Genomic DNA, 24,443 nt, shown 5'->3' on the forward strand with positions numbered 1-24,443 from the left:
CTTTCGGGCCAGCCCTCGCATTTCGAGGGCTGGCCTTTTTTTGTTTCATTAGTAAATAATTGCTTGACAGTCTTAGAATGATCGTTCATTCTATAAAAAGATAAATGTGAGGTGAACAATGAAACCTATTTCCCTGGTCCTGATTTCCGTAGCCGCGCTGAGCGCAGGCTGCCAACCCACCACTGCCGGAGCACCTGGCGCCGGGAAACCGGCGCAGGTGGCGGCCGTGGGCGTGCATACGGTCACGCCGCAGAGCCTGTCCATCACCACCGAGCTGCCGGGCCGCACCACCGCCTACCAGGTGGCCGAAGTGCGCCCGCAAGTGGGCGGCTTGATCCAGAAGCGCCTGTTCGCCGAAGGGGCGGACGTGAAGGCCGGCGCCCAGCTGTACCAGATCGATCCGGCCACCTACCAGGCCGCCTACAACTCGGCCAAGGCCGCGCTGGCCAAGGCCAAGGCCAATCTGGCCGCCGCCACGCCGAAAGTGGCGCGCTACAAGGAGCTGGTGGCCATCGAAGGCGTGAGCCGCCAGGACTATGACGACGCCGTGGCCGCCGCCGAGCAGGCCAGGGCCGACGTGGAGGCCGCAGCGGCCGCGCTGGACAGCGCCCGCATCAATGTGGACTACACCCGCGTGGCGGCGCCGATTTCCGGCCGCATCAGCCGTTCCAACGTCACGCCCGGCGCGCTGGTGACCGCAGGCCAGGCCAACGCCCTGACCACGGTGCAGCAGCTGGACCCGATCTATGTGGACGTGACCCAGTCCAGCACCGACATGCTGCGCCTGAAGCGCGAGCTGGAAAGCGGCAGCCTGAAGAAAAACGGCGGCCAGGCCAGGGTGACGCTGCTGCTGGCGGACGGCAGCAAGTACGCGCAGGAAGGCAAGCTGCAATTCTCCGACGCCAGCGTGGACCCCGGCACCGGCAACGTGGTGCTGCGCGCGCTGTTCCCCAACCCCAAGCATGATCTGCTGCCCGGCATGTTCGTGCGCGCCGTGGTCGACAGCGGCGTGGACGAGCAGGCCATCCTGGTGCCGCAGCAGGGCGTGACGCGCAACCCGAAAGGGGAGGCGACCGCCATGGTGCTGAACAAGGAAGGCAAAGTGGAGCAGCGCGTGCTGGCCACCGGCGCCACCGTCGGCGACCAGTGGCTGGTGAAGTCCGGCCTGTCCGCCGGCGACCGCGTCATCATCGACGGCCTGCAGAAAGTGCGCCCCGGCGCGCCTGCGCAAGTGGCCGCCAAACCCGCCACTACCGCAGCGGCAAACCAGCGCGCGGCGCAATAAGCGAGGTATTCCATGGCACGTTTCTTTATCAATAGGCCGATCTTCGCCTGGGTGGTGGCCATCGTCATCATGCTGGCGGGCCTGATCGCCATCCTCGGCCTGCCGGTGTCGCAATACCCGAGCATTGCGCCGCCCGCCATCACCATCAGCGGTTCCTACCCGGGCGCCTCGGCCAAGACGGTGGAAGACGCCGTCACCCAGGTCATCGAACAGAAGATGAAGGGCATCGACGGCTTGCGCTATATGAGCTCGAGCAGCGATTCAACCGGCGGCATCAGCATCACGCTGACCTTCAAGAACGGCACCAATCCGGACATCGCGCAGGTGCAGGTGCAGAACAAGCTGCAGCTGGCCACGCCGCTGCTGCCGGCCGCCGTGACGCAGCAAGGCCTGGTGGTCTCCAAGTCCACCAAGAACTTCCTGATGGTGCTGGGCTTCGTGTCCGAAAACGGCAGCATGAAGCAGGCCGACCTGGGCGACTACGTGGCCGCCAACGTGATCGACCCGCTGAGCCGCGTGGAAGGCGTGGGCGACGTGACGCTGTTCGGTTCCCAATACGCCATGCGCATCTGGCTGGACCCGACCAAGCTGCAAAGCTTCCAGCTGACCCCCGCCGACGTGAGCGCGGCCATCACCGCGCAGAACACCGAAGTATCGGCCGGTGAACTGGGCGGCGCGCCCGCCATGCCGGGCCAGCAGCTGAACGCCACCGTGTCGGCGCAAAGCCGCCTGCAGACCGCCGAGCAGTTCGGCGCCATCCTGCTGAAGACTTCCGCCAGCGGCGCCACCGTGCATTTGCGCGACGTGGCCCGCATGGAGCTGGGCAGCGAGAACTACAACACCGTGGCGCGCTTCAACGCCAACGCCGCCACCGGCGTGGCGATCAAGCTGGCCACCGGCGCCAACGCGCTCGATACGGCCAAGGCCATCCGCGCCAAGATCGACCAGCTGTCCAAGCAGTTCCCGGCCGGGATGAAGGCCGAAGTGGCTTTCGACACCACGCCTTTCGTCAAGCTGTCGATTGAAGAAGTGGTGAAGACGCTGGTGGAAGCCGTGGTGCTGGTGTTCCTGGTGATGTATCTGTTCCTGCAGAATTTCCGCGCCACGCTGATCCCGACCATGGCGGTGCCCGTGGTCCTGCTGGGCACTTTCGGCGTGCTGTCCGCGCTGGGCTATTCCATCAACACCCTGACCATGTTCGCCATGGTGCTGGCCATCGGCCTGTTGGTGGACGACGCCATCGTGGTGGTGGAAAACGTTGAACGCGTGATGACGGAGGAGGGCTTGCCGCCGAAAGAGGCGACCACCAAGTCCATGAGCCAGATCACCGGCGCGCTGGTGGGCATTGCCCTGGTGCTGTCGGCCGTGTTCGTGCCCATGGCTTTCTTCGGCGGCTCCACCGGCGTGATCTACCGCCAGTTCGCCGTCACCATCGTGTCGGCCATGGTGCTGTCCGTGCTGGTGGCCATGGTGTTCACCCCGGCGCTGTGCGCCACGCTGCTCAAGCCTGTGGCCAAGGGCCACCAGCCCGCCAGCACCGGTTTCTTCGGCTGGTTCAACCGCACTTTCGAGCGCGGCAGCGGCAAGTACGAAGGCGTGGTCGGCGCCATGCTCAATCGCGGCAAGCGCTCCATGCTGCTGTACGCGGTGCTGCTGGCCATCCTGGCCGCCGCCTTCATGCGCCTGCCCACTTCCTTCCTGCCGGAAGAAGACCAGGGCGTGCTGTTCGCGCAGATCCAGTTGCCTGCCGGCGCCACGCAGCAGCGCACACTGAAAGTGATCGAGCAGGTCGAGCAGCATTTCCTGACCGAGGAAAAGCAGAACGTCGCTTCCATCTTCACGGTGGCCGGCTTCAGCTTCGGCGGCAACGGCCAGAATACCGGCATCGCCTTCGTGCGCCTGAAGGACTGGTCCGAACGTCCCGGCCCGGCAGGCAATGTGAAAGCCGTGGTCGGCCGCGCCATGGGCAGCTTCTCGCAGATCCGCGACGCCTTTGTGTTCGCCTTTGCGCCGCCTGCGGTGCTGGAGCTGGGCAACGCCAGCGGCTTCGACCTGCAGCTGCAGGACCAGGCCGGCCTGGGGCACGACGCCCTGATGGGTGCGCGCAACCAGCTGCTGGGCATGGCCTCCAAGAGCCCGCTGCTGGTGGGCGTGCGCCCCAACGGCCAGGATGACACGCCGCAGTACAAGATCACCGTGGACCAGCAGAAGGCCACCGCGCTGGGCTTGTCCATCGCCGAAGTGAACCGCGTGCTCAGCACCGGCTGGGGCTCGTCCTATGTGAACGACTTCGTCGACCGCGGCCGCGTGAAAAAGGTCTACCTGCAAGGCCAGCCGGATTCGCGCATGGCGCCGGAAGACCTGGGCAAATGGTTCGTCCGCAACAGCCAGGGCGAGATGGTGCCGTTCTCCGCCTTCGCCAGCGGCCAGTGGATCTACGCCTCGCCGCGCCTGGAGCGCTTCAACGGCCTGTCGTCGATGAACGTGCAGGGTGCGCCGGCGCCGGGCGTGAGCTCGGGCGCGGCCATGGCCGAGGTGGAAAAACTGGCGGCCCAGCTGCCGCCCGGCATAGGCTTCGAGTGGAACGGCCTGTCGGTGGAAGAGCGCGATTCCGGCTCGCAGACCACGGTGCTGTACACGCTGTCGCTGCTGATGGTGTTCCTGTGCCTGGCCGCGCTGTATGAAAGCTGGTCGGTGCCGTTCTCGGTGCTGCTGGTGGTGCCGCTGGGCGTGATCGGCACGGTGCTGGCCACCTGGGGCTTTCACCTGGCCAACGACGTGTACTTCCAGGTGGGCCTGCTCACCGTGGTCGGCCTGGCGGCGAAGAACGCCATCCTGATCGTGGAATTCGCCAAGGAGCTGCAGGAGCAGGGCATGGAGCTGAAGGCCGCCACGCTGAAAGCTGTGCGCCTGCGCTTGCGCCCCATCCTGATGACCTCCATCGCCTTCGGTCTCGGCGTGCTGCCGCTGGCCATCGCGAGCGGCGCCGGTTCGGGCAGCCAGAACGCCATCGGCGTGGGCGTCCTGGGCGGCATGCTGACGGCCACCTTCCTCGGCATCTTCTTTGTGCCGGTATTTTTCGTGCTGGTGCGCGGCCTGTTCAAGCAACGCCAAGCCGCCGCCAGCACCGCAGCAGGAGTGCATTGATATGCAAAAGACTTTATTTTCCCTGGCCGCTGCCGCGCTGCTCAGTGCATGCAGCCTGGCCCCGGTGTATGAACGTCCGGCCGCGCCGGTGACGGCAGGCTGGCCGCAAGGCGACGCCTACAAGCCGGCCCCGGTGGCGGCGGACGCCAAGCCCGCCGCGGACATCGCCTGGCGCGACTACTTTGCTGACGAGCGTCTGCGCGAAGTGATCGCGCTGGCGCTGGCCAACAACCGCGACCTGCGCGTCTCGGCGCTCAATATCGAGAAGGCGCGCGCGCAGTACGGTATCCAGCGCGCCGCGCTGGTGCCCAGCGTGAGCGCCTCCGGCGGCCAGAACGCCACCCGCACGGCGGACAATATGAGCGCCGGCGGCCAAGGCCAGATCAACCGCCAGTACACGGCCAGCCTGGGCGTGTCCTACGAGCTGGACTTCTTCGGCAAGGTGCGCAGCCTGTCCGAGGCGGCGCTGCAGCAATACCTGGGCACCGAGGAAGCGCGCCGCGCGCAGCAAATGAGCCTGGTGGCCGAAGTGGCCAACACCTGGCTGTCCTTGCAGGCCGACCGCGAGCGCCTGGGCCTGGCTGCGGACACGCTGAAAAGCCAGCAGATCAGCTATGAGCTGAGCAAGCGCCGCTTCGCAGCGGGCGCCACCTCCGGCCTGGACATGTACGAAGCGCAGACCAGCGTGGAAGCGGCCCGCAACGACATGGCGGTCTATACCGCGCAAGTGGCGCAGGGCGAGAACGCGCTGGCGCTGGTGGTGGGCACGGTGGTGCCGGCCGAGCTGCAACAGCAGCAGGCGCCGCTGGCCAGCGTGGCGGCGATGGCCGAGCTGCCCGCCGGCCTGCCGTCCGAAGTGCTGCAGCGCCGCCCGGACGTGCTGGGCGCGGAACGCAGGCTGCAAGCGGCCAACGCCAATATCGGCGCGGCGCGCGCGGCCTTCTTCCCCAGCATTTCGCTGACCGGCAGCGCCGGCAGCGCCAGCAGCAATCTGTCCGGCCTGTTCAAAGCCGGTTCCGGCACCTGGAGCTTCCTGCCGCAGATTAATCTGCCCATCTTCAACGGCGGCGCCAACACCGCCAACCTGAAGGTGGCCAAGGTGGAGCGCGACATCGCCGTGGCGCGCTACGAGCAGGCCATCCAGTCGGCCTTCCGCGAAGTGGCGGACGCGCTGGCCCAGCGCGGCACGCTGGACGAGCGCCTGGCCTCGCAGGCCGCGCTGGCCGACGCGTCGCAAAAGAGCTACCGCATCCACGAGGCGCGCTATCAGAAGGGTTCGGAGTCTTACCTGAACGCGCTGGTGTCGCAGCGCGCGCTGTACGCGGCCCAGCAAAGCCTGATCTCGGCACGCCTGGCGCGCGCAAGCAACCAGGTGACGCTGTACAAGGTGCTGGGCGGCGGCTACCAGTAAGCAGTGAGGCGGCCGGGCAGGGCTCAGGCCGGCGTCCACTCCATGGTGGCGTACAAGCCGTCCAGGCCCTGCATCACGAAGTCGCAGCGCTGGCACAGGCGCTGCACCGGATTGCCGAGCAGGACGTTGAGCCGCACCGGCAGGTGCAGGCGCTGGCCGTGCGATTGCAGGCCGCGCAGCAGGCCGCGCCCTATGCCGCGTCCACGGTATTCTGGCAGCAGCGTGATATCGATCAGCCGCACTTCGGTCTCGTTGTACTGCACGTACAGCCGGCCGATGGGGCGCTCGCGCTCGACGATGATGGTGGCCTCGGCGTCCGGGTACTGCAGTTGGAAATCGGTTTGCTGGGCCTTGCACTGGACCGCCTGCAGCATGGCTTCGGTGGCCGCGTCGCAGCCGTGCAGGCGGAATTCCATGCCGCGCGTGCTGGCGTAAAGACGCAGCAGGAAATGCTGATCGGCCGCCGTGGCCGGGCGCAATTCGATCGATGGCGCGGTCTTGTAGGTCGTCATGGGCAACACCCTGGGCTGGTTGATGTTGTCTTTATGGTATCACCAATCCAGTCCGATGTTGCACGCCAAATTGACAAAATGCGCGGGCTTGGCCACAGTACCGCATCGAACACGAGGAATTCTGCATGAGCACCACCGAAAAACGCCATATCGACCCGGACCGCGCCCTGGTGCGCCGCAAGCAGGTACTGGATGCGGCGGCGGCCTGCTTCGGGCGCAGCGGCTTTCATGGCGCCAGCATGGCCGAGATTTCGAAGGCGGCCGGCATGAGCGCCGGCCATATCTATAACTACTTCGACAGCAAGGACGCCATCATCGCGGCCTTCGTCGAGCAGAACGTGGAGCGCGTATCGCAACTGATGCGCGACCTGGAGCAGCAGGCCGACCCGCTGCAGTCGATGGTGGACGACGCGCCGCGCCATGTGCGCGAGCACCTGGACCCCAACACCTGGCCGCTGGCGCTGGAGATCTCCGCCGAGGCGGCGCGCAATCCCAAGATCGCCGAAGTGGTGCGCGACGCCGACGTGCGCGCGCGCGTGCAGTTCCGCGCCATCCTCAAGTCCTCCCGCGAGCGGCACGGCCTGGCCGTGGACAGCGACACGCTGGACGGCCTGCTGGATGCCATGATCAGCCTGTTCCAGGGGCTGGACGTGCGCGTGGTGCACAATCCGAATGTCAACGAGCCGGCGCTGGCGCGCTATATGGGCATCGCCATGAAGGCGATGCTGTTTTCATAAAGGCAGCAATGAACTCTCCTTACATCTTCCCCGCCCACGGCATCGTGGGCCTGCCGGTGGCCGGCTCCGACGCGCTGTTCCCGGTGCGCCGCATCTACTGTGTCGGCCGCAACTACGCCGGCCACGCACGTGAAATGGGTTCCGACCCGACGCGTGAGCCGCCGTTCTTCTTCTGCAAACCGGGCGACGGCATGGCCGTGCTGCCGGTGGCGCCGCAAGGCGTGGCCGAGCTGCCGTATCCGCCCCGCACCAGCAACTACCACTACGAGTGCGAGCTGGTGGTGGCCATCGGCAAAGGCGGCAGCGACATTGCCGTGGCGGACGCGCTGCAGCACGTGTTCGGCTACGCGGTCGGCCTGGACATGACACGCCGCGACCTGCAGGGCCAGATGAAGGACGCCGGCCGCCCGTGGGAAATCGGCAAGGCCTTCGACTACTCGGCGCCGATAGGCGTGATCACGCGCGCAACCGAGGCGGGCGCCATCGAGCAGGCGGCCATCACGCTGGAAGTGGACGGCGCGGTCAAGCAGTCCAGCCATATCACGCATCTGATCTGGTCCATCAGTGAAACCATCGCCAACCTGTCCACGCTGTTCACGCTGCAGCCGGGCGACCTGATTTTCAGCGGCACGCCGGAAGGCGTGGGCGCGGTGGTGCGCGGCCAGACCATGGTGGCCAGCATCGAAGGCCTGGCGCCGATCGCACTGAAAGTGGTTTAAAGGCGGGCGAGGGCGGCGGCGATGGCCCGCAGGCCGTCGAGCGCGCCCATGGCGATGCCCGCGTCCAGCGAGCCGGCCACCTGCGGCTCGCGCGGATTGATGCGCACCAGGCGCCCGCCGTGGCGCTGCACCACGCTATGGCTGAAATGGCGCACCGACGGTATCGCCGTCCCGGCGCCCAGTTCTATCACCACAGGGCGGCGCGTCCGCGCCAGCCAGGCCTGCAAGCGCGCCTGTTGTTCCTCCGCGCGCCGCTCCAGCCAATCTCCGTCGCCAAACATCAGGATATTCGGCCGCGCCAGTCCGCCGCAGTGAGGGCAGGCGGGCGGCGCGTTGCGCAGGCGGCAGGCGTCCGCGTCCACATCCGGCACGAAGTCCTGCGCGCTCCAGATGGCGCCGCAGGCGTGGCTGCGGTGGGGCCGCATGCATTGCAGGTGGTGGATGGAACCGTGGCACTCGAATACGCGCTGCGGATCGAAGCCCGCCAGCTGGAACTGGCCGTCCACGTTGCTGGTGAACACGCTGGCGCCATGCTCCATGCGCTCGCCCCAGGCGCGCAGCAGCGCAAAGCCCGCGTGCGGCACGGTGGCCCGGTACAGCGCCAGCCGATGGCCGTAGAAGCCCCAGGCCAGCGCGGGATCGTCCCGGAACGCCTGCGGCGACGCGATGCTGCCGAAATCCATCCGCGCGCGGCCGAGTGCAGGATAGGCCTGCCAGAAGCCCTGGTTGCCGCGAAAGTCCGGCAGTCCGGAGTCCACGCCCATGCCGGCGCCGGCAGCGACTATGAGGGCGTCGGCCTGCGAGACCAGCTCGGCGGCAAGGTTTATGGAATTAATCATATGTTAAGCATAAAGCACTCTTACCAAAATCCCAAAGCTGCTGCTATAATGCATGCGTTCGTCGGGGCGTAGCGCAGCCTGGTAGCGTACTTGCATGGGGTGCAAGGGGTCGGAAGTTCGAATCTTCTCGCCCCGACCAACAACTAAAGATTCAGCGAAACCGGCCTTGGCCGGTTTTTTTCGTTTCTGGCTCTTGTACAGCAGCGACAGGTCACAACTCCAGCACCAGCCGTCCCGGCGCGGCCCAGGAGACGCAGGTGCACATGCCGGTGGCGCGCATGGCTGGGGTGAGGCACACGTCGCGGTGCTGGGGCTGGCCTTCGGTCACCTGCGTGTAGCAGCTGCCACATTCGCCGCGCTTGCAGTCGTAGGAGACAAAGATGTCGGCGGCGATCAGCGCATCCAGGATGGGCGTGCCGGGCTGCACTTCCAGCGTGATCTGGGACAGCGACAGTTCGACGGTGAGCGGCGCGTCGTCCGGCTGAGCGCGGGCGCCGAAGCTTTCGAAGTGCATGGCGCTTGCGGGCCAGCCTTGTTGCGTGCTGGCCGCAGCCAGCGCTTGCAGCAGCGGCGCAGGCCCGCAGGCGTAGAAGCTGTCGCCTTCGTGGTAGGCGCCGAGCAGGGCGGTCAGGTCTGCGCGTCCGGATTCCTGCGAGATGTGCTCCGTCATGGCGCCGTGCGGGATGGTGCGCAGTTCATCCATCAGCACCAGCTTGTCCCGGCTGTGCGCCAGGTAGTGCAGTTCAAAAGACTGGCCGCGCGCGCCCAGCGCATGCGCCATCGAGACCATGGGCGTGATGCCGATGCCGCCTGCGATGAGCAGCGTGCGAGGCGGAACCTGGGATGGCGGCTGCGCCAGCAAGGGGAAGCTGTTGAATGGACCGCTCAGGGCGACCTCGCGGCCGGGGCCGAACTCGTCGTGCAGGGTGCGCGAGCCTCCCTTGCCATGCTCCTCGCGCTGCACGGCGATGCGGTAGCTGTCCGCCGGCCCGGGCATGCCGATCAGCGAGTAGTGGTTTTCGTATGCCTTGCCGCCGGCGTCGGCGAAGCGCAGCACGATGTGCGAGCCGGGCTTCCATCCGGGCAGCGGCGCGCCGTCTTTGCGGCGCAGGTGGAATTCCTTGACGCTGCCGCCAAGCTGGGCTGCGTGGGTGATGACGTGGCTCATAATGTCCCCCGCTCAGTACGGCGTGCCCGGATTGAAGGGCGAGGCGTCCAGGTATTCCCATTCCAGCTGCTGGGGCGTGTCGCGCAGTATCCATTTTTGCACCTTGAACTCCCAGTAGCGCCTGGTGCCGCCGGTTTCGTCTTCTGGATCGTCCTGGTCCCACTGGACGGAGGCGGTGCCGGTCAGCTGCAGCAGCTGGCCGTGCGCGAAATCCGGGATGCACAGCCCCGCGTGCGGGTCGGCGGTGATATTGCCCAGCGTGTTGAACAGGCTGTTGCCGTGGTAATCGGGGATGCGCAGCGTGGTTTCATCCACCACTTTCACAAAGCCGGGATTGCCGCCGCGGTGCGAGGCGTCGGCGCCGCTGCCGGAATGGCGGCTTGCCACGAAGACGGTGTCGGCCTGCCGGATGATGTCCTCCACGGTGCCGCGCAGCACGGTTCCATGCGCGGCCTGCACCGGCAGTGCCGGTTCGCCCAGCTGGCGCAGGTGGCGGCGCTGGATGTATTTGGGGCAGTTCGGGTAGGCCTCGCGTATCGCCACCTCCGCGCCGCTTGCGTCGAGCTGCTGCACTGTGCCGTTCACGCGGTAGCGGCGGCGCGAGCCCAGCTCGATGAACAGCATGCCGATGTCGGGTTGGAAGGCCAGGTTTTCCCACAGCGGGTCGGCCAGGTCGCGCTCCTTCTCCGGCAAGTCGATCTGGATGGTGCGGCCGCTGTCGGTGTGCAAAAAACCGGGTTTGCCGAACACCAGGGAGGACCATACCTGGCCTTCCGCATCGACGCTGGCCAGCGCCGCCATGAACTGCTTGGCGATAAAGGGCCGGGCGCCGGCGATGACGGTGTCCGACAGGACCGCGATGTTGCGGTCGGCAATGGCGCTTTCGCCGGCGCGTTCCTGGACTGCGCGCTCGCCTTCGTGGAAACTGCTGTGCACGTTCATTGTTATCCCCCGGTTGATGATGCTTGTATTTTGCGAAATAATCGGGCAAACAAGAATGGGTGTCCCACGCAAATCACTATTTCGCCTGGAGTAAGGAATGGATCAGGTCCACTTGATGAATGTGTTTGTGGCAGTCGGGGAGGAGGAGAGCTTTGCTGCGGCGGCCCGGCGCCTGGATTTGTCCCCTGCGGCGATTACCCGCGCGGTCTCGGCCCTGGAGGAGCAGCTGGGTGTGAAGCTGCTGCTGCGGACCACGCGCAATGTAAGGATGACCGAGGCGGGCCGCCGCTATATGGACGATAGCCGCAATATTCTTGCCAGTATAGTGGAAGCCAACGAGGCCGCCGCCGGTGTCAATTCCGCGCCCAAAGGCAATCTGTCGGTAACGGCCTCCGTGCTGTTCGGCAAGGCCTTTGTCATGCCTTGCATCGTGCGTTTCCTCGAGATGTATCCCGAGGTCGACGTGTCGGCCTATTTTCTGGACCGGGTGGTCAACCTGGTGGACGAGGGCATGGACGTGGCCGTGCGCATCGGCCATCTGCCCGATTCCAGCCTGAAGGCACTGCGCGTGGGCCAGGTGCGCCGCGTGCTGTGCGCCTCGCCGGAGTATCTGGCGAAACACGGCGTGCCCCAGCATCCGGCGGATTTGCTGCGCCATACCATTATTGCCGCCAGCGGAATCTCGCCGCGCGTGGAGTGGAAGTTCGGCGCGGTGGACGACCCCACCATGGTGCGCATGCGGCCTCGTTTGATGGTCACAAGCAACGACTCGGCCATCGACGCGGCGATCGGCGGGCTGGGCATTTGCCGCTTGCTGTCCTATCAGATCGCCACGGAGCTGGGCGAAGGGCGCTTGAAAATCATCCTGGCCGAGTATGAGGAAGCACCTTGGCCGGTACATGTGATGCATCGCGAAAGCAAGTTCGGCTCGTCGAAAGTGCGCAATTTCATCGATATGCTGGTGCAGCATCTGCGCGCGCACCCGCACTTGAGCATGCCCATGGGCGTTTCCCGCAGCGAAATAATGAATTGACGGTGGCGCGGTTTCTCTCTCGTTTCTTAGTACCTAGAATGGACTCATCCGCTGAACGACATGGCGGCAGACCAGACTGACCATCAAGCGAAAGGGAACCATCATGAAAGCAGCCATCATCATCTTGTCCGATCCAAAAGCTGGCGAAGAGGCTTTGGGCCGCATGTTCAACGGCCTGGCGGCCGCTTACGATTTCAAGCAAAAAGGCACGGAAACCGGGATCTACTTCCAAGGCACCGGCACCCGCTGGCCGGGCGTGCTGGCTGCGTCCAGCCATCCTATCCACGCGCTGTACAAGGCGGTGGAGGACAAGGTGGTGGGCATTTCCTGCGGCTGTGCCGATGTGTTCGGCGCCCGCGAGGAAGTGGAAAAAGCCGGCTTCGACCTGATTACCGACAACAGCGTGCCCGGCACCTCGGGACTGCCCAGCATCGCCCAGATCTCGGCCGACGGCTACACCGTCTTCATCTTCTGAAGAGGGCGAGCCGTGAACACTAGCCGCACCCTGGCCGCTGCCGCATTGAGCCTGGCCCTGCTGGGCGCCGGCGGCGCCGCGCCTGCCTTTGCCGCACCGGCGGCGCCCAGCGCGAATGTCGCCAGCACCGCCAGCGTCAGCTACCGCACTGTGAAGGTGGACGGCGTCAATATTTTCTACCGCGAGGCGGGACCGAAAAATGCGCCCACCTTGCTGCTGTTGCACGGCTTTCCCACTTCGTCGCAGATGTTCCGCAACCTGATCCCGCAGCTGGCGGACCGCTACCACGTGATTGCGCCCGACTATCCCGGCTACGGCCAGAGCGATATGCCGCCGATGGACAAGTTCACCTACAGCTTCGACAACATGGCGCGCGTGGTCGAGAAGTTCACCGAGGCGGTTGGCGTGTCGCGCTACGCGCTGTATGTGCAGGATTACGGCGCGCCGATAGGCTTCCGGCTGGCGGCGGCCCATCCGGAGCGCGTGTCGGCCATCGTGGTCCAGAACGGCAACGCCTATGATGAAGGGATCGCCAACGAATTCTGGCAATTGCCGAAAGCCTACTGGGCCGAGAAGTCCGAGGCGAACGGCCTTCCGCAAGCATCAGCCGCCCATGCTGATTGTCTGGGGCAAGAATGACAAAATCTTCCCGCCGGCTGGCGCGCATCCTTATTTGCGTGACTTGCCGAAAGCGGAACTGCATCTGCTTGACACCGGTCACTTCGCGCTGGAGGAAGACAGCGTGGCCATCGCCGGCTATATGCGGGCCTTCCTGGGGCGCACGCTGAAAAGCGGGAAGTAGACCATTACAGCAGCCGGGTTGGCGGTCAGATATTGAGGTAGGGGCGCGCGAACAGTGCAGCGGTGGCCACCAGGTAAGTAAAGAAGAGGCCCATCACCCAGCGGTTCATGCGGTCGATCTTGTTGTCGAGGCGGTGTATTTCGCGCTGTAGCGCTTCCCAGATGGACTGCTGCGCGTCGGTTATTTGTTTCAGGCTGGCGCGCAGCGCATCGCAGTTGTGTTGCAGTCGCGCGTCCAGCATATTGCGATCGTGCTGCAGCCTGGCGCTGAGTTCATCGGTGCTATGTTGTAGCCTGGCGCTGAATTCCTCGCTATGTCGCTGCATCTTGGCACTGGATTCATCGCTTTGGCGCTGAAGCTTATCGCGCAACTCAGCCCCATCGTGCTGCAGCTTGGCACTGAGCTCGTCGCTATGACGCTGCAGCCTTTCGCTGAATTCATCGCTATGACGCTGCAGCTTTTCGCTGAGCTTGTCTCCGTCGTGCTGCAGCCTGGCGCTGAGTTCGTCGCTCTGTCGCTGCAGTTTATCGTTGAGCTTGTCGCTATCGTGCTGCAGGGCAGCTCGCAGCGTGTCGCTATTGTGCTGCAATGCGTCGCTATGATGCTGCAGCGCCGAGCCCACGGATTCCATGACGCGCAGATGCTCTGCGCGCAGTTCCTTTGCGACATCGGCCATAAATTCCGTCAGGGACTCGAATTTTTGATCCATGCGCTCTTGCATGGATTCCAGCGTCACGCTCACGTTGCTCATCTGGACCTCCAGCCGGATGATACGGGTATCGTGTTCATGGTGGTCCGCAAGCGTAGGGCTGTCAAGTGGCGGGATGTCGTTCATATTGCGCTCCAGTGTGGTCCATCCCGTGAGGATGCCGCCACTGGAGGCAGGTGGTTTTGCGCCGGCGCAAAGCTGCGCGGGGATTAAGTTTCTGTACTGAATTTTGGAGGCGGCGATGAACGCCGCGCCACCAGGCTCACCAGGCCCACGCCTATCAGCAGCATGATGTAGACGGGCGGCTCGGGAATGGGGCTGACGGCGGGCTGCTGCGCTTGCGCGGTGGCGGGGACTGTCACGCTGAGCAGATCCGCTTCGTTGAGGTAGCTGGCTTCGCCGGGAACGGGCGGCAGCAAGGCCTTGTTGCTGGCCTGGTGAACAAGGTCCGCCGCGTGCGCGGTGCCAGCGGCGGCTCCTGCCAGCAGCATCGCCAGCAGGGATTTTTTCAGTACAGTATGCATAGCGGCTCCTAAAGCGATAACGTTTCTTCATCCACATTAGCACCAAATTTTCAGGCGTGTCGCTTGATTAAGAATTTCATTTTTGCAATGTTTCCATTGCGATTTGTTAGTGTCTGCGGCGCAGCTCGGGGTAAGCCAGAACGCGCATGATGACCCCGGCAGGCACCGCCTTGTGCAGCATATACGCCCAGGCGTTGGCCGCGCCGATGCGGCTATCGATGGTCAGTCCTTCGTCGACGCAGCGGGCCAGGATCTGGTTGCTGCGCTGTGGCTGCTGAGTATGCATGGTTGCTCCGTCCGTTTTGTTGAGATTGGGTACAATCACTCTATACCCCATCACCCGGAGAGCAAGTGAAACCCAACGCAGCGGCTATGCCGGGAAAAGTTGTGCTCGTATTGCAAGGCGGCGGCGCGCTCGGCGCCTACCAGCTGGGCGTGTACCAGGCGATGAACGAAGCCGGCATCGAGCCGGACTGGGTGATCGGCACCTCCATCGGCGCGCTCAACGGCGCTATTATTGCCGGTAACCCGCCGGAGCGGCGCGTGCAAAGGCTGCGCCAGTTCTGGACCATGATGGAGCAGCATTCGGCGCTGTATCCCGGCATGCCGCGCGAATTCGCCAATGCGCTCACGATGTCGCAGGGCATCCCCGCCTTCTTCGCGCTGAACCCGGCCACCTGGTGGAATCCGAACGCCAAGGTGGGCGTGGAAAACGCATCCTTCTACCGCACCGGCCCGCTGCACAAGACGCTGGCCATGCTGGTGGATTTCGACTACCTGAACAGCAACGGCACCCGCTTCACGGTGGGCGCGGTGAACGCCCGCAACGGCGAGATGCGCTATTTCGACAGCCAGAAGGAAACGCTGAGCGTGGACCACGTGATGGCCTCCGGCGCCATCCCGCCCGCGTTTCCCGCCGTGCGCATAGACGGCGAGCCCTACTGGGACGGCGGCATCTATTCGAACACGCCGATCGAGGCGGTGCTGGACGACGAGCCGCGCCGCGATTCCGTGATTTTCTCAGTGCAGGTGTGGAACCCGGACGGCAAGGAGCCGCAAAGCGTGCTCGACGTGCTGGAGAAGCACAAGGAGATCCAGTACGCCAGCCGCGTCAGCAATATCGAGCAGCAGCGCCGCATGCACCGGCTGCGCCATGTGATACGCCAGCTCACCATGCACTTGCCCGCCGAGCAGCGCCGCAGCGCGGAGGTGCGCGAGCTGGCCGGCTGGGGCTGCGGCACGCGCATGCACATCGTCATGCTCAAGGCGCCGCGCCTGGACAGCGAAGACCACACCAAGGACATCGACTTCACCGCCACCGGCATCCACAGCCGCTGGCAGGCCGGCTACGATGACACCCGGCGCGCGCTGGCCGCCAGGCCGTGGGACGGCGCGGTCGATCCTATCGAAGGCGTGGCGATACACGAGCATTTCTGAGCGCGCCGGCGCGCGGCCCCAGTACTTCGCCGCACACCTCCAGCCAGGCGCGCGCCGCGTGCGACAGGTAGCGTCCGTTCCACACGTGCGCCACTTCCCATTCCAGCGCCGGTTCCACGATGCGCACCGCGTGCAGGCGCTCGTCGGCCAGCCGGTGCACAAAGGGCTCCGGCAGCAGGGCCACGCCTATCCCGGCTGAAGCCATTTCCACCAGCCAGTCCCACTGTCCGCTTTGCGCGGCAATCGCAGGCTCGATGCCGGCGGCGGCGAAGGCGCTGCGCAAGGTGCGGGTGAGGGCGAAGTCGTCGTTCAGCAGCACTAGCGGCAGCGCGGCCAGCTGCTTGAGCCTGAGCGTGCGGCGCGCGCGCTGGAAGGTGCCGGCGGCGGCCAGCGCATACAGCGGATAGCTGGCGATGCGGCCGGTCTGCAGTTCCATCTCCGGGTCGGCCGGCAGCACCGTCATGCCTATCTCCAGTTCGCCCGCCGCCACGCGGCGCTCTATGCCCTGGCCGGTGTCCTCGCTGAGCGCGAGCGCAATGCCGGGATGGCGCTCGCGGAAAGCCTTCAGCACTGGCGTAAACAGCAGGTTGATCATGGGCGGGATGCCGATCGCCAGCGTGCCGCGCTGGCGCGCCTGGGTATCGCGCACCTCGAGCTGCAGCTGGCGCAGGGTGGCCAGCATTTCGCCGCCGCGCGCGTAGACCACGGCGCCGGTGTCGGTCAGCGTGAGCTTGCGGCCGTCGCGCACCAGCAGCGGCGCACCCACCTCGTCCTCCAGCTGGCGCACCATCTTGCTGATGGTGGACTGGGTGACGTGCAGCGTCTCGGCGGCCTGGGTAAAGCTGCTCAGGCGGGCGGTTTCGATGAAGTAGCGCAGCGACCGGATATCCATGAGTTTTTCGACTGGAATGGTGGAATTTAAGTCATGCAATGCATGAATCTCCGATTCTATACTGGCTTCATCAAAACCATAAATGATCTGGAGCACATCATGCATGAGGACAGAATTCGCCTGCCGGCGCTGATGGACAAGGTAATGACGGCCGCAGACGCCGCGCGGCTGTTCCGCAATGGCATGACGGTGGGCATGAGCGGCTTCACCCGCGCCGGTGACGCCAAGGCGCTGCCGCTGGCGCTGGTGGAACGCGCCCGCAGCGAGCCGCTGGCGCTTACGCTGATCACCGGCGCCTCGCTGGGCAGCGACAGCGACGGCCTGATGGCCAATGCCGGCGTGGTGGCGCGCCGGTTGCCGTTCCAGTCCGACGCCGCGCTGCGCCGCAAGATCAACAGCGGCGAGGTGATGTTCATCGACCAGCACCTGTCCGAAACCGCCGAGCAGCTGCGCGGCGGCAGCCTGAAGCCGGTGGACATCGCCGTCATCGAAGCGGTGGCCATCAATGCGGACGGCGGCATTGTGCCCACCATGTCGGTCGGGAATTCGGCCAGCTTCGCCGAGCAGGCCAAACAGGTCATCATCGAAATCAACCTGAGCGCGCCGCTGGCGCTGGAAGGCCTGCACGACATCTACCTGCCCGCGCAGCGCCCGGATCGCGCGCCGATTCCGCTCACGCGCACCGGCCAGCGCATCGGCACCTCCACCATCCATATCGACCCGGCGCGTATCGCCGCCATCGTCATTACCGACAGCCCGGACAGCCCGTCCAACGTGCTGCCGCCGGACGCGGAAACCCAGGCCATCGCCGGCCACATCGTGGCCTTCCTGGAGGCCGAGGTGGCGGCGGGGCGCATGGGGCCGGAGCTGTTGCCGCTGCAGGCGGGCATAGGCACCATCGCCAACGCGGTGCTGCATGGCCTGACCGGCTCGTCCTTCCGCAACCTGTCCATGTACTCGGAAGTGCTGCAGGACAGCGCCATCGCGCTGCTGGATTCGGGCCAGCTGGCGATGGCCTCCGCTTCGTCCATCACGCTGTCGGCGTCCATGCACGAGCGCTTCCTGCGCAACATCGAGCGTTACCGGGACCGCATCGTGCTGCGTCCGCAGGAGATCAGCAACCATCCGGAACTGGTCAAGCGCCTGGGCGTGATCGCGCTGAACACGGCGCTGGAGTTCGACATCTACGGCAACGTGAACTCCACCCACGTGGGCGGCACGCACATGATGAACGGCATAGGCGGTTCGGGCGACTTCGCGCGCAATGGCCAGCTGTCCTTCTTCGTCAGCAAATCCGTGGCCAAGGACGGCGCCATCTCCAGCGTGGTGCCGATGGCGCCGCACGTCGACCACACCGAGCATGACGTGGACGTGCTGGTGACCGAATGGGGCCTGGCCGACCTGCGCGGCCTGGCGCCGCGCGAAAGGGCGCCGCTCATCATCGAACGCTGCGCCCATCCGGACTACCGCGCCCAGCTGCGCGCCTACCTGGACGAAGCGCTGCCGCGCGGCGGCCAGACCCCGCACGTGCTGGAAAAGGCCTACTCCTGGCACGCCCGCTACCGCGAGCACGGCACCATGCGCGAGCTGTGGCAATGCCGGTGATTTGAAAAAGCTATTGCATCGATAAAATCAATTGCCTTTGTTAATCTTGCTTGCTTAACTAGAATGTAGTCACCCCGAACAACATTCCAGAGGAGCAAGCAATGAGCCAGCAGCCACCAATCACAACCGCGTCCGGCATTCCGGTCGCGGACAACCAGAACTCCATCACCGCCGGCCCGCGCGGCCCGGTGCTGCTGCAGGACTTCCACCTGATCGAGAAGCTGCAACACTTCAACCGCGAGCGCATTCCCGAGCGCGTGGTGCACGCCAAGGGCTCGGGCGCCTACGGCACCTTCACCGTCACGCACGACATCACCCGCTACACCAAGGCCAAGCTGTTCTCGGCCATCGGCAAGCAGACCGATACCTTTGTGCGCTTCTCCACCGTGGGCGGCGAGAAGGGCAGCGCCGACACCGAGCGCGATCCGCGCGGCTTCGCGGTGCGCTTCTATACCGAGGAAGGCAACTGGGACCTGGTGGGCAACAACACGCCCATGTTCTTCATCAAGGACGGCATCAAATTCCCGGACTTCATCCACACCCAGAAGCGCGATCCGCAGACCAACCTGAAATCGCCCACCATGATGTTCGACTTCTGGAGCAAGGCGCCGGAAAGCCTGCACCAGGTGACCATGCTGTTCTCGGACCGCGGCACGCCGGACGGCTACCGCCACATGGACGGCTTCGGCAGCCACACCTATAGCCTGATCAACGAAGCGGGCGAGCGCGTGTACGTGAAGTGGCACTTCAAGACGCGCCAGGGCATCAAGAACCTGGCTGCGGCCGACGCCACCCGCATCGCCGGCGAAGACCCGGACTACGCGCAGCGCGACCTGTTCGGCGCCATCGCGGCCGGCAATTTCCCGCAGTGGGAAGTGAAGATCCAGGTCGCCACCGACGCCGAACTGGCGGCATGGGGCGAGCGCACCGGCTGGAATCCGTTCGACCTGACCAAGGTCTGGCCGCACGGCGACTTCCCGCTGCAGCCGGTGGGCGTGTTCGAGTTGAACCGCAACCCGGTCAATTACCACGCGGAAGTGGAGCAGGCCGCGCTGTCGCCGTCGAACGCGGTGCCGGGCATGGGCTACTCGCCGGACAAGATGCTGCAGGCGCGCCTGTTCGCCTATCACGACGCGCAGCTGTACCGCGTGGGCACCAACCACCAGCACCTGCCGGTGAACGCGCCGCGCTGCCCCTTCCACAACCAGCAGCGCGACGGCGCCATGGCCATCAGCAACGGCGGCTCGGCGCAGAACTACGCGACGGTGGACGCGGCGGGCGTGCACGGCAAGGGCATGGGGCACGGCGAGCCGGAGCTGGCGCTGGCCGGCGCGGCGGCGCGCTACGACGGCCGTGGCCATGAGGACGACTACACCCAGGCCGGCAACCTGTTCCGCCTGATGCCGGCGCAGGAGCGGCAGAACCTGTTCGACAACCTGGCCGGTCCCATGAGCCAGGTCAGCGACGAGATCATCCAGCGCCAGCTGGGGCATTTCGACAAGGCCGACCCGGCCTACGGCGCCGGCGTGCGCGCGGCCCTGAAGGCGCGCGGCCGCAACGTGGGCTGATGCGGTTGGCGGGTTACGCGGCTTCGCCGCTAACCCGCCCTTGTATTATTCCATCTGCCCCGAAAACGGAACGTCGGGGCAGAGCAACTGGATGCCGTACCCGCCCTTGGTCGCCAAGATCGTGATGTAGATTTCGCAGCAGTTGCTCTTATTCCATTAAAGATCGAACAGTATCTTTGGCCCGGCGTGCCGTGAGCCCGCATTTGCAAGGTTGATCAGGAGAAGAGTAATGTTGTGTCTTGGTATAGATGTCGCCAAATTGAAGGTCGATTGCGCACTGCGCCTGGAAACGGGCAAACACCGTGCGAAAGTTGTAGAAAACACCCAGGCTGGCTTTGCCAAACTGGAAGCGTGGCTGCAGAGTCATACGGACGGGTTGCCCCATATCTGCATGGAGGCCACTGGCGTCTATTGGGAGGCGATCGCGGAGTTCTTTGCCCGTCGGGGCTACCGCGTCAGTGTCGTCAATCCGGCCCAGATCAAGGCGTTTTCCCAGGCGCAGCTGGTGCGCACCAAGACCGACCAGGTCGACGCCAAGGTCATTGCCGAGTTCTGCGCCAAGCATGGTCCGGAAGCATGGCAGCCGCCGCCGCTGAGCGAACAGGAATTGAAAGCGATGGTGCTGCGCCTGGATGCGCTGCTGGCCATGCAGACGCAGGAAACGAACCGCCTGGACGTGGCGCGCGAATCGGTCCGGGCCGATATCGAACAGCATATTGCCTGGCTCGGCGAGCAGATTAAACAGCTGCGCAAGCGCGTACGTGATCACATCAACGACGATCCCGACATGCGCGGCAGACGCGACTTACTCGATACCATTCCCGGTGTCGGGGACAATACCATTGCGTTACTGCTGGCCTATGGCATGCATGCCGGGCGCTTCGACAACGGCCGGCAGGCTGCCGCCTTTGCAGGCCTCGATCCGCGCCAACATGAGTCCGGATCAAGCGTGAAGCAGCGGCCCCGGATGTCCAAGATCGGCCACGCGCATCTGCGCAAAAATCTGTACATGCCGGCTATGGTGGCGCTGTACCGCACCGACTGGGGGCGCCAGTTCCGCACCCGCCTGGAAGCAGCAGGCAAGCCGGCCAAGCTGGTGATCGGCGCCATGATGCGCAAGCTCGTCCACGTTGCTTTCGGCGTCTTAAAATCTGGCAAACCATTCAATCAGGAGCTTCAAAACGCTTGACCGGCATAACAGTATCTACGAGCCGTCGTGGTCCGTAGGGCGGGTTAGGCACGTAACCCGCCATGCTCTGCCGCCGTATCATTTAAAATAGCGGTCTTGGATCTATCTCTACACAGGACCGCCATGACCATCAAAATCAGCCAGAACTTCGACTCCGGCGCCATCGAAGTGGTGCGCGCAGACAGCGCCGCCACCATAGAACTGAATCTGCGCAACGACAACGCGGCCGATATCCGCCAGTGGTTCCACTTCCGCCTGCAAGGCGCGCGTGGCCAGGCCGTGACCATGCGCGTCCTGAATGCCAGCCAGGCTACCTACGCCAAGGGCTACGAAGGCTACAACGCCGTGGCCAGCTACGACAGCGAGAACTGGTTCCGCGTGCCGACTTCCTTCGACGGCGAAGTGATGACCATCAAGCACACGCCGGACCTGGACAGCGTCTACTACGCCTACTTCGAGCCGTATTCGTGGGAACGCCACCTGCGCCTGCTGGGCGAAGTGGCCGAGAACCCGGCCGCGCGCGTGCTGGACCTGGGCTCGACGGTCGACGGCCGCGACATGAACCTGGTCGTCATCGGCGAACCGGAAGCGGAGAAAAAGATCTGGGTCATCGCGCGCCAGCACCCGGGCGAATCGATGGCAGAATGGTTCGTCGAAGGCCTGGTCGACTCGCTGCTGGACGACGCCAATCCCATCTCGCGCAAGCTGCTGCAGCGCTGCTGCTTCTACATCGTGCCTAACATGAACCCGGACGGCTCGGTGCGCGGCAACCTGCGCACCAACGCGGCGGGCGCCAACCTGAACCGCGAGTGGATGACGCCGACGCTGGAGCGCTCGCCTGAAGTGCTGTGCGTGAAAAACAAGATCCATGAAACCGGCGTTGACATGTTCTTCGACATCCACGGCGACGAAGCGCTGCCTTACAACTTCGTGGCCGGCAACGAGATGCTGGAGAACTTCACGCCGCAGCAGGCCGCCGCGCAGAAGGCCTTCATCGACCGCTACAAGAACGCCAGCCCGGACTTCCAGGATACCGTGGGCTACGCCGCCAGCAAGTACAAGGAAGACATGCTGACGCTGGCCTCCAAGTACATCGGCCACCACTTCAAGTGCCTGGCGCTGACGCTGGAAATGCCGTTCAAGGACAACGCCGACCTGCCGGACGCGCACGTGGGCTGGAACGGCGCGCGCAGCGCCGCGCTGGGCCGCGCCATCCTGCAGCCCATCCTGCTGTCGCTGGACGACTGACCGTGGGCGTCGAGATCGAACGCAAGTTCCTGGTCACCAGCGACGCCTGGATGCAGCAGGGCGAACCCGTGCTGCTGCGCCAGGGCTATCTGTCCTCGCATGCGCAGCGCGTGGTGCGCGTGCGCATCGAAGGCGAGCGCGCGGTGATAACCATCAAGGGCAAGAACGTGGGCGCCAGCCGGGGCGAGTGGGAGTACGAGATCCCGATGGCGGACGCGCAGGAGTTCCTTGAGAAGCTGTGCGAGCAGCCCATCATCGAAAAATACCGCCGCCGTATTCCCTACGCGGGCTTTGTGTGGGAAGTGGACGAGTTCCTCGGCGTGAACGCCGGCCTGGTGGTGGCCGAGATCGAGCTGCCGTCCGAAGACCAGCCCTTCGACAAGCCGGACTGGGCAGGGGAAGAAGTGACGCACGATATGCGCTACCTCAACTCCAACCTGATCAAGCACCCCTACTCGGCTTGGTAAGTCCCGTCTTCCATCCTAAACTGGAGGGATGGAAGACGACTGGAAAATCTTCGCCGCCCGCATGGAGGCCATACTGCCGACCTTGGCAACCAAGGCGGACGTGGAAGCGCTGCGCGCCTACATCGAGTCGATAAGGGCCGACATCGCGCGCTGGACGTTGGCAACCGTGATAGGCCTGTTTATCGGCTTTGGCGGCTTGTTCATGGCGATGACGAATGCCTTGAAACCCGCGCCTGTACCGGCGCCGCAGGCGCAGCCCATCGTCATCTACACGCCCGCCGCCGCGCGGCAGGAAGCCCCGCCGGAACAGCGGCCCCAGCAAAAATAAAGCCCTCTTGCGAGGGCTTTATCGTAGGGCGGGTTAGCGGGGCACGCCCCGCGTAACCCGCCGAAGCGTGCTTAGTGGAAGTGCTCGTTGCCGGCCGGTGCGTCTTCCGGCATTTCAGCGTGGACCAGTTCGCCCGTCGGGTCGGCGAACAGCGGCGCGCCGCAGTCGTCGCAGTACTCGGACACGTAGCGCTCGCCCAGCTTCTTCACCTGCGTAACGCCCAGCGCGTTCAGGTGCTCGACGATCTCCTCAACCGGTGTGCGCGGCTTCAGCAGCTCGGCGATGCTGCCGGAAATCGGGCCTTCCGGCGGCGTGCCTTCCTCGTCTTCCTGGCCGTACAGCGGCCAAACCACGCCGTACACCACGTCCGCGCTCTGGCGCGGCGTGAAGGCGACGCGGTACTCGTCGATCTGGCCGTCGGCCGCTTCCTCGCCAAAGCCGGCGATCACGGCGCGCAGTTCGGACGGCTCCACCGCCAGCGAATGCGTCAGGTAGTGCACCGCCGCGCGGATCGATACCGGGCGGATCAGCTTGTCCGCTTCGCGGCAGGCCATGTAATACGCTTCCGGCAGCAGCAGCTCCACGCCGCAGCCCGGCAGCAGGCGGTTCACGGTCGGCAGCGCCTGCGTGCGCCATTGCTCCAGCGCGGCTTTGCGCTCCTCGGCGAAGTTCGCCTGCGCGGCCGGCATCTGCCAGCGGAACAGCGGGCCGCCGTGCGGCGCCACCACGGCCACCAGCAGGTAGCGCGTGTCGGCCAGGAAGGGCGCCGTTTCCGGCGCCTTGGCTTCCGACTTGAAGGCCACGCCTTTCAGCGCGGCCTGCGCCAGCTTGACGGTCTTGCTGTAGGCCTCGGCATGGCTGCGCGGCAGCTGGTCGATGGAGTACAGCATGGAGGCCATGGCCATATGGGTGCCGTCGGCCAGCAAGTGGGCCGAGAAGTGCGCCGACAGCGTGTTCAGCACGTCGGCGGGAATGGCGCCGGAGGCGATGGAAAAACGGGTCCAGGCCAGCACGGGGGCGGCCACCAGCAGCACGTCGTACTGGGTGCTCACGCCGTCCGCTTCCACCGTGATGGTGCTCGATTCGCTGACCGCTTCCACGCCGTCCATCAGCACGTCGTAGGCGTTCAGGTCGTCGCGGAACAGGCCGTTCAGGGCGGCGTCGACGGTGTCCTGGTGGCCGGACTTGAGCAGCTTCTGCAGTTGCAGTTCCAGGGTGTGCTCCCAGGTGCGCTCCTCGAGGCGGCTGGCGGCCTGGCCTACGGCCTGGGCGAGGGTAACGAGGCGCTGGCTGTCGGCAGTTAACTTGTGTTGCGATTCTTTGGATGGGCGACGCATAGCGCTTACTAGTCTCTGGAAAGTTCGGTTATCCGTATTGTAGTGGATTCGGGCCGGGGCGGCGGCCCA

General features: G+C 65.1%; 23 protein-coding genes, 1 tRNA gene and 1 pseudogene. 16 read left to right on the forward strand and 9 right to left on the reverse strand.

Going from position 1 to position 24,443, the window contains the following annotated elements; translation table 11 throughout:
- The first annotated feature begins 118 nt into the window (after window positions 1–118).
- From KT882_RS09870 to KT882_RS09880, 3 genes are read left to right on the forward strand one after another with little or no spacing between them, the layout of a single operon-like run.
- Window positions 119–1,285: an efflux RND transporter periplasmic adaptor subunit gene (locus tag KT882_RS09870; RefSeq protein ID WP_228895543.1), complete on the forward strand. Its 1,167-nt coding sequence runs from the start codon at window positions 119–121 to the stop codon at window positions 1,283–1,285.
- 12 nt (window positions 1,286–1,297) lie between these two features.
- A complete protein-coding gene (locus KT882_RS09875; protein ID WP_228895545.1) occupies window positions 1,298–4,432 on the forward strand; it encodes an efflux RND transporter permease subunit in 3,135 nt (1,044 codons plus the stop codon).
- A gap of 1 nt (window position 4,433) precedes the next feature.
- Window positions 4,434–5,843 carry an efflux transporter outer membrane subunit gene (locus KT882_RS09880; protein ID WP_228895546.1) on the forward strand — a complete coding sequence of 470 codons (1,410 nt, stop codon included), beginning with the start codon at window positions 4,434–4,436 and terminating at the stop codon, window positions 5,841–5,843.
- Window positions 5,844–5,866: 23 nt separating this feature from the next.
- Here the strand turns inward: KT882_RS09880 and KT882_RS09885 are convergent, their stop codons facing one another.
- Window positions 5,867–6,355, reverse strand: a complete 489-nt coding sequence (locus tag KT882_RS09885) for a GNAT family N-acetyltransferase (protein ID WP_161071850.1) — start codon at window positions 6,353–6,355, stop codon at window positions 5,867–5,869.
- Between the two features lie 125 nt (window positions 6,356–6,480).
- On the opposite strand from KT882_RS09885, the gene KT882_RS09890 reads away from it, so the two are divergent.
- Both KT882_RS09890 and KT882_RS09895 read left to right on the forward strand, forming a co-directional pair.
- Complete coding sequence (locus tag KT882_RS09890) at window positions 6,481–7,092, forward strand: TetR/AcrR family transcriptional regulator (RefSeq protein WP_161071851.1); 612 nt, start codon at window positions 6,481–6,483, stop codon at window positions 7,090–7,092.
- An 8-nt stretch (window positions 7,093–7,100) separates the two neighbouring features.
- The gene (locus KT882_RS09895; protein ID WP_228895549.1) at window positions 7,101–7,811 is read left to right on the forward strand and encodes a fumarylacetoacetate hydrolase family protein; all 711 of its coding nucleotides are present in this window, start codon (window positions 7,101–7,103) and stop codon (window positions 7,809–7,811) included.
- On the opposite strand, the gene KT882_RS09900 is transcribed toward KT882_RS09895, so the two are convergent.
- Window positions 7,808–8,650, reverse strand: coding sequence for an SIR2 family NAD-dependent protein deacylase (locus KT882_RS09900; protein ID WP_228895550.1), 843 nt, complete (start codon window positions 8,648–8,650; stop codon window positions 7,808–7,810). The genes KT882_RS09895 and KT882_RS09900 overlap by 4 nt on opposite strands.
- Before the next feature lie 62 nt (window positions 8,651–8,712).
- Here KT882_RS09900 and KT882_RS09905 point away from each other — a divergent pair.
- Window positions 8,713–8,789: transfer RNA gene (locus tag KT882_RS09905), tRNA-Pro, on the forward strand.
- Between the two features lie 72 nt (window positions 8,790–8,861).
- On the opposite strand, the gene KT882_RS09910 is transcribed toward KT882_RS09905, so the two are convergent.
- Complete coding sequence (locus tag KT882_RS09910) at window positions 8,862–9,818, reverse strand: PDR/VanB family oxidoreductase (RefSeq protein WP_228895552.1); 957 nt, start codon at window positions 9,816–9,818, stop codon at window positions 8,862–8,864.
- Window positions 9,819–9,830: 12 nt separating this feature from the next.
- On the reverse strand, window positions 9,831–10,760 hold the full coding sequence (locus KT882_RS09915; protein WP_228895554.1) for a pyridoxamine 5'-phosphate oxidase family protein: 930 nt from the start codon (window positions 10,758–10,760) through the stop codon (window positions 9,831–9,833).
- Window positions 10,761–10,857: 97 nt separating this feature from the next.
- Here KT882_RS09915 and KT882_RS09920 point away from each other — a divergent pair, with 97 nt between their 5' ends.
- From KT882_RS09920 to KT882_RS09930, 3 genes and pseudogenes are all read left to right on the forward strand, one after another.
- A complete protein-coding gene (locus tag KT882_RS09920; RefSeq protein WP_161071858.1) occupies window positions 10,858–11,793 on the forward strand; it encodes a LysR family transcriptional regulator in 936 nt (311 codons plus the stop codon).
- Window positions 11,794–11,896: 103 nt separating this feature from the next.
- On the forward strand, window positions 11,897–12,268 hold the full coding sequence (locus KT882_RS09925) for a DsrE family protein (protein WP_228895556.1): 372 nt from the start codon (window positions 11,897–11,899) through the stop codon (window positions 12,266–12,268).
- Window positions 12,269–12,280: 12 nt separating this feature from the next.
- A pseudogene (locus KT882_RS09930) lies at window positions 12,281–13,070 on the forward strand (alpha/beta fold hydrolase).
- Between the two features lie 25 nt (window positions 13,071–13,095).
- On the opposite strand, the gene KT882_RS09935 reads toward KT882_RS09930, so the two are convergent.
- The 3 genes from KT882_RS09935 to KT882_RS09945 form a co-directional block, all read right to left on the reverse strand.
- Window positions 13,096–13,905: an apolipoprotein A1/A4/E family protein gene (locus KT882_RS09935; protein ID WP_228895557.1), complete on the reverse strand. Its 810-nt coding sequence runs from the start codon at window positions 13,903–13,905 to the stop codon at window positions 13,096–13,098.
- A gap of 83 nt (window positions 13,906–13,988) precedes the next feature.
- Complete coding sequence (locus tag KT882_RS09940; RefSeq protein ID WP_161071862.1) at window positions 13,989–14,303, reverse strand: PEP-CTERM sorting domain-containing protein; 315 nt, start codon at window positions 14,301–14,303, stop codon at window positions 13,989–13,991.
- Between the two features lie 106 nt (window positions 14,304–14,409).
- Window positions 14,410–14,589: a hypothetical protein gene (locus KT882_RS09945; protein ID WP_161071863.1), complete on the reverse strand. Its 180-nt coding sequence runs from the start codon at window positions 14,587–14,589 to the stop codon at window positions 14,410–14,412.
- An 86-nt stretch (window positions 14,590–14,675) separates the two neighbouring features.
- Between KT882_RS09945 and KT882_RS09950 the strand changes: the two genes are divergently transcribed.
- Window positions 14,676–15,740: a patatin-like phospholipase family protein gene (locus KT882_RS09950; protein WP_161071864.1), complete on the forward strand. Its 1,065-nt coding sequence runs from the start codon at window positions 14,676–14,678 to the stop codon at window positions 15,738–15,740.
- On the opposite strand, the gene KT882_RS09955 is transcribed toward KT882_RS09950, so the two are convergent.
- Window positions 15,706–16,632: a LysR family transcriptional regulator gene (locus KT882_RS09955; protein WP_161071865.1), complete on the reverse strand. Its 927-nt coding sequence runs from the start codon at window positions 16,630–16,632 to the stop codon at window positions 15,706–15,708. The genes KT882_RS09950 and KT882_RS09955 overlap by 35 nt on opposite strands.
- Before the next feature lie 99 nt (window positions 16,633–16,731).
- On the opposite strand from KT882_RS09955, the gene KT882_RS09960 reads away from it, so the two are divergent.
- The 6 genes from KT882_RS09960 to KT882_RS09985 all read left to right on the forward strand — a co-directional run bounded on the left by KT882_RS09960 (window position 16,732) and on the right by KT882_RS09985 (window position 23,037).
- Window positions 16,732–18,237: an acetyl-CoA hydrolase/transferase family protein gene (locus tag KT882_RS09960; protein ID WP_161071866.1), complete on the forward strand. Its 1,506-nt coding sequence runs from the start codon at window positions 16,732–16,734 to the stop codon at window positions 18,235–18,237.
- Between the two features lie 101 nt (window positions 18,238–18,338).
- Window positions 18,339–19,805, forward strand: coding sequence for a catalase (locus KT882_RS09965; RefSeq protein ID WP_161071867.1), 1,467 nt, complete (start codon window positions 18,339–18,341; stop codon window positions 19,803–19,805).
- Window positions 19,806–20,034: 229 nt separating this feature from the next.
- Window positions 20,035–20,994 (forward strand): IS110 family RNA-guided transposase, encoded by a 960-nt coding sequence (locus tag KT882_RS09970; protein WP_228893647.1) that lies wholly within the window; start codon window positions 20,035–20,037, stop codon window positions 20,992–20,994.
- A gap of 123 nt (window positions 20,995–21,117) precedes the next feature.
- A complete protein-coding gene (locus KT882_RS09975) occupies window positions 21,118–22,242 on the forward strand; it encodes a M14 family metallopeptidase (protein WP_161071868.1) in 1,125 nt (374 codons plus the stop codon).
- 2 nt (window positions 22,243–22,244) lie between these two features.
- The gene (locus KT882_RS09980; RefSeq protein WP_161071869.1) at window positions 22,245–22,709 is read left to right on the forward strand and encodes a CYTH domain-containing protein; all 465 of its coding nucleotides are present in this window, start codon (window positions 22,245–22,247) and stop codon (window positions 22,707–22,709) included.
- 28 nt (window positions 22,710–22,737) lie between these two features.
- A complete protein-coding gene (locus KT882_RS09985; RefSeq protein WP_161071870.1) occupies window positions 22,738–23,037 on the forward strand; it encodes a CCDC90 family protein in 300 nt (99 codons plus the stop codon).
- Window positions 23,038–23,108: 71 nt separating this feature from the next.
- Here the strand turns inward: KT882_RS09985 and KT882_RS09990 are convergent, their stop codons facing one another.
- On the reverse strand, window positions 23,109–24,374 hold the full coding sequence (locus tag KT882_RS09990; protein ID WP_161071871.1) for a DUF2863 family protein: 1,266 nt from the start codon (window positions 24,372–24,374) through the stop codon (window positions 23,109–23,111).
- Window positions 24,375–24,443: the final 69 nt, after the last annotated feature.

This window comes from Pseudoduganella aquatica (assembly GCF_020865585.1).
Lineage (GTDB): Bacteria > Pseudomonadota > Gammaproteobacteria > Burkholderiales > Burkholderiaceae_D > Rugamonas > Rugamonas aquatica_A.

What these genes read in the sequence shown, in the direction of transcription:
- KT882_RS09870 (WP_228895543.1), top strand. Translation starts at nt 119, where the DNA reads ATGAAACCTATTTCCCTGGTCCTGATTTCCGTAGCCGCGCTGAGCGCA.
- KT882_RS09875 (WP_228895545.1), top strand. Translation starts at nt 1,298, where the DNA reads ATGGCACGTTTCTTTATCAATAGGCCGATCTTCGCCTGGGTGGTGGCC.
- KT882_RS09880 (WP_228895546.1), top strand. Translation starts at nt 4,434, where the DNA reads ATGCAAAAGACTTTATTTTCCCTGGCCGCTGCCGCGCTGCTCAGTGCA.
- KT882_RS09885 (WP_161071850.1), bottom strand. Translation starts at nt 6,355, where the DNA reads ATGACGACCTACAAGACCGCGCCATCGATCGAATTGCGCCCGGCCACG.
- KT882_RS09890 (WP_161071851.1), top strand. Translation starts at nt 6,481, where the DNA reads ATGAGCACCACCGAAAAACGCCATATCGACCCGGACCGCGCCCTGGTG.
- KT882_RS09895 (WP_228895549.1), top strand. Translation starts at nt 7,101, where the DNA reads ATGAACTCTCCTTACATCTTCCCCGCCCACGGCATCGTGGGCCTGCCG.
- KT882_RS09900 (WP_228895550.1), bottom strand. Translation starts at nt 8,650, where the DNA reads ATGATTAATTCCATAAACCTTGCCGCCGAGCTGGTCTCGCAGGCCGAC.
- KT882_RS09910 (WP_228895552.1), bottom strand. Translation starts at nt 9,818, where the DNA reads ATGAGCCACGTCATCACCCACGCAGCCCAGCTTGGCGGCAGCGTCAAG.
- KT882_RS09915 (WP_228895554.1), bottom strand. Translation starts at nt 10,760, where the DNA reads ATGAACGTGCACAGCAGTTTCCACGAAGGCGAGCGCGCAGTCCAGGAA.
- KT882_RS09920 (WP_161071858.1), top strand. Translation starts at nt 10,858, where the DNA reads ATGGATCAGGTCCACTTGATGAATGTGTTTGTGGCAGTCGGGGAGGAG.
- KT882_RS09925 (WP_228895556.1), top strand. Translation starts at nt 11,897, where the DNA reads ATGAAAGCAGCCATCATCATCTTGTCCGATCCAAAAGCTGGCGAAGAG.
- KT882_RS09935 (WP_228895557.1), bottom strand. Translation starts at nt 13,905, where the DNA reads ATGAACGACATCCCGCCACTTGACAGCCCTACGCTTGCGGACCACCAT.
- KT882_RS09940 (WP_161071862.1), bottom strand. Translation starts at nt 14,303, where the DNA reads ATGCATACTGTACTGAAAAAATCCCTGCTGGCGATGCTGCTGGCAGGA.
- KT882_RS09945 (WP_161071863.1), bottom strand. Translation starts at nt 14,589, where the DNA reads ATGCATACTCAGCAGCCACAGCGCAGCAACCAGATCCTGGCCCGCTGC.
- KT882_RS09950 (WP_161071864.1), top strand. Translation starts at nt 14,676, where the DNA reads ATGCCGGGAAAAGTTGTGCTCGTATTGCAAGGCGGCGGCGCGCTCGGC.
- KT882_RS09955 (WP_161071865.1), bottom strand. Translation starts at nt 16,632, where the DNA reads ATGGATATCCGGTCGCTGCGCTACTTCATCGAAACCGCCCGCCTGAGC.
- KT882_RS09960 (WP_161071866.1), top strand. Translation starts at nt 16,732, where the DNA reads ATGCATGAGGACAGAATTCGCCTGCCGGCGCTGATGGACAAGGTAATG.
- KT882_RS09965 (WP_161071867.1), top strand. Translation starts at nt 18,339, where the DNA reads ATGAGCCAGCAGCCACCAATCACAACCGCGTCCGGCATTCCGGTCGCG.
- KT882_RS09970 (WP_228893647.1), top strand. Translation starts at nt 20,035, where the DNA reads ATGTTGTGTCTTGGTATAGATGTCGCCAAATTGAAGGTCGATTGCGCA.
- KT882_RS09975 (WP_161071868.1), top strand. Translation starts at nt 21,118, where the DNA reads ATGACCATCAAAATCAGCCAGAACTTCGACTCCGGCGCCATCGAAGTG.
- KT882_RS09985 (WP_161071870.1), top strand. Translation starts at nt 22,738, where the DNA reads ATGGAAGACGACTGGAAAATCTTCGCCGCCCGCATGGAGGCCATACTG.
- KT882_RS09990 (WP_161071871.1), bottom strand. Translation starts at nt 24,374, where the DNA reads ATGCGTCGCCCATCCAAAGAATCGCAACACAAGTTAACTGCCGACAGC.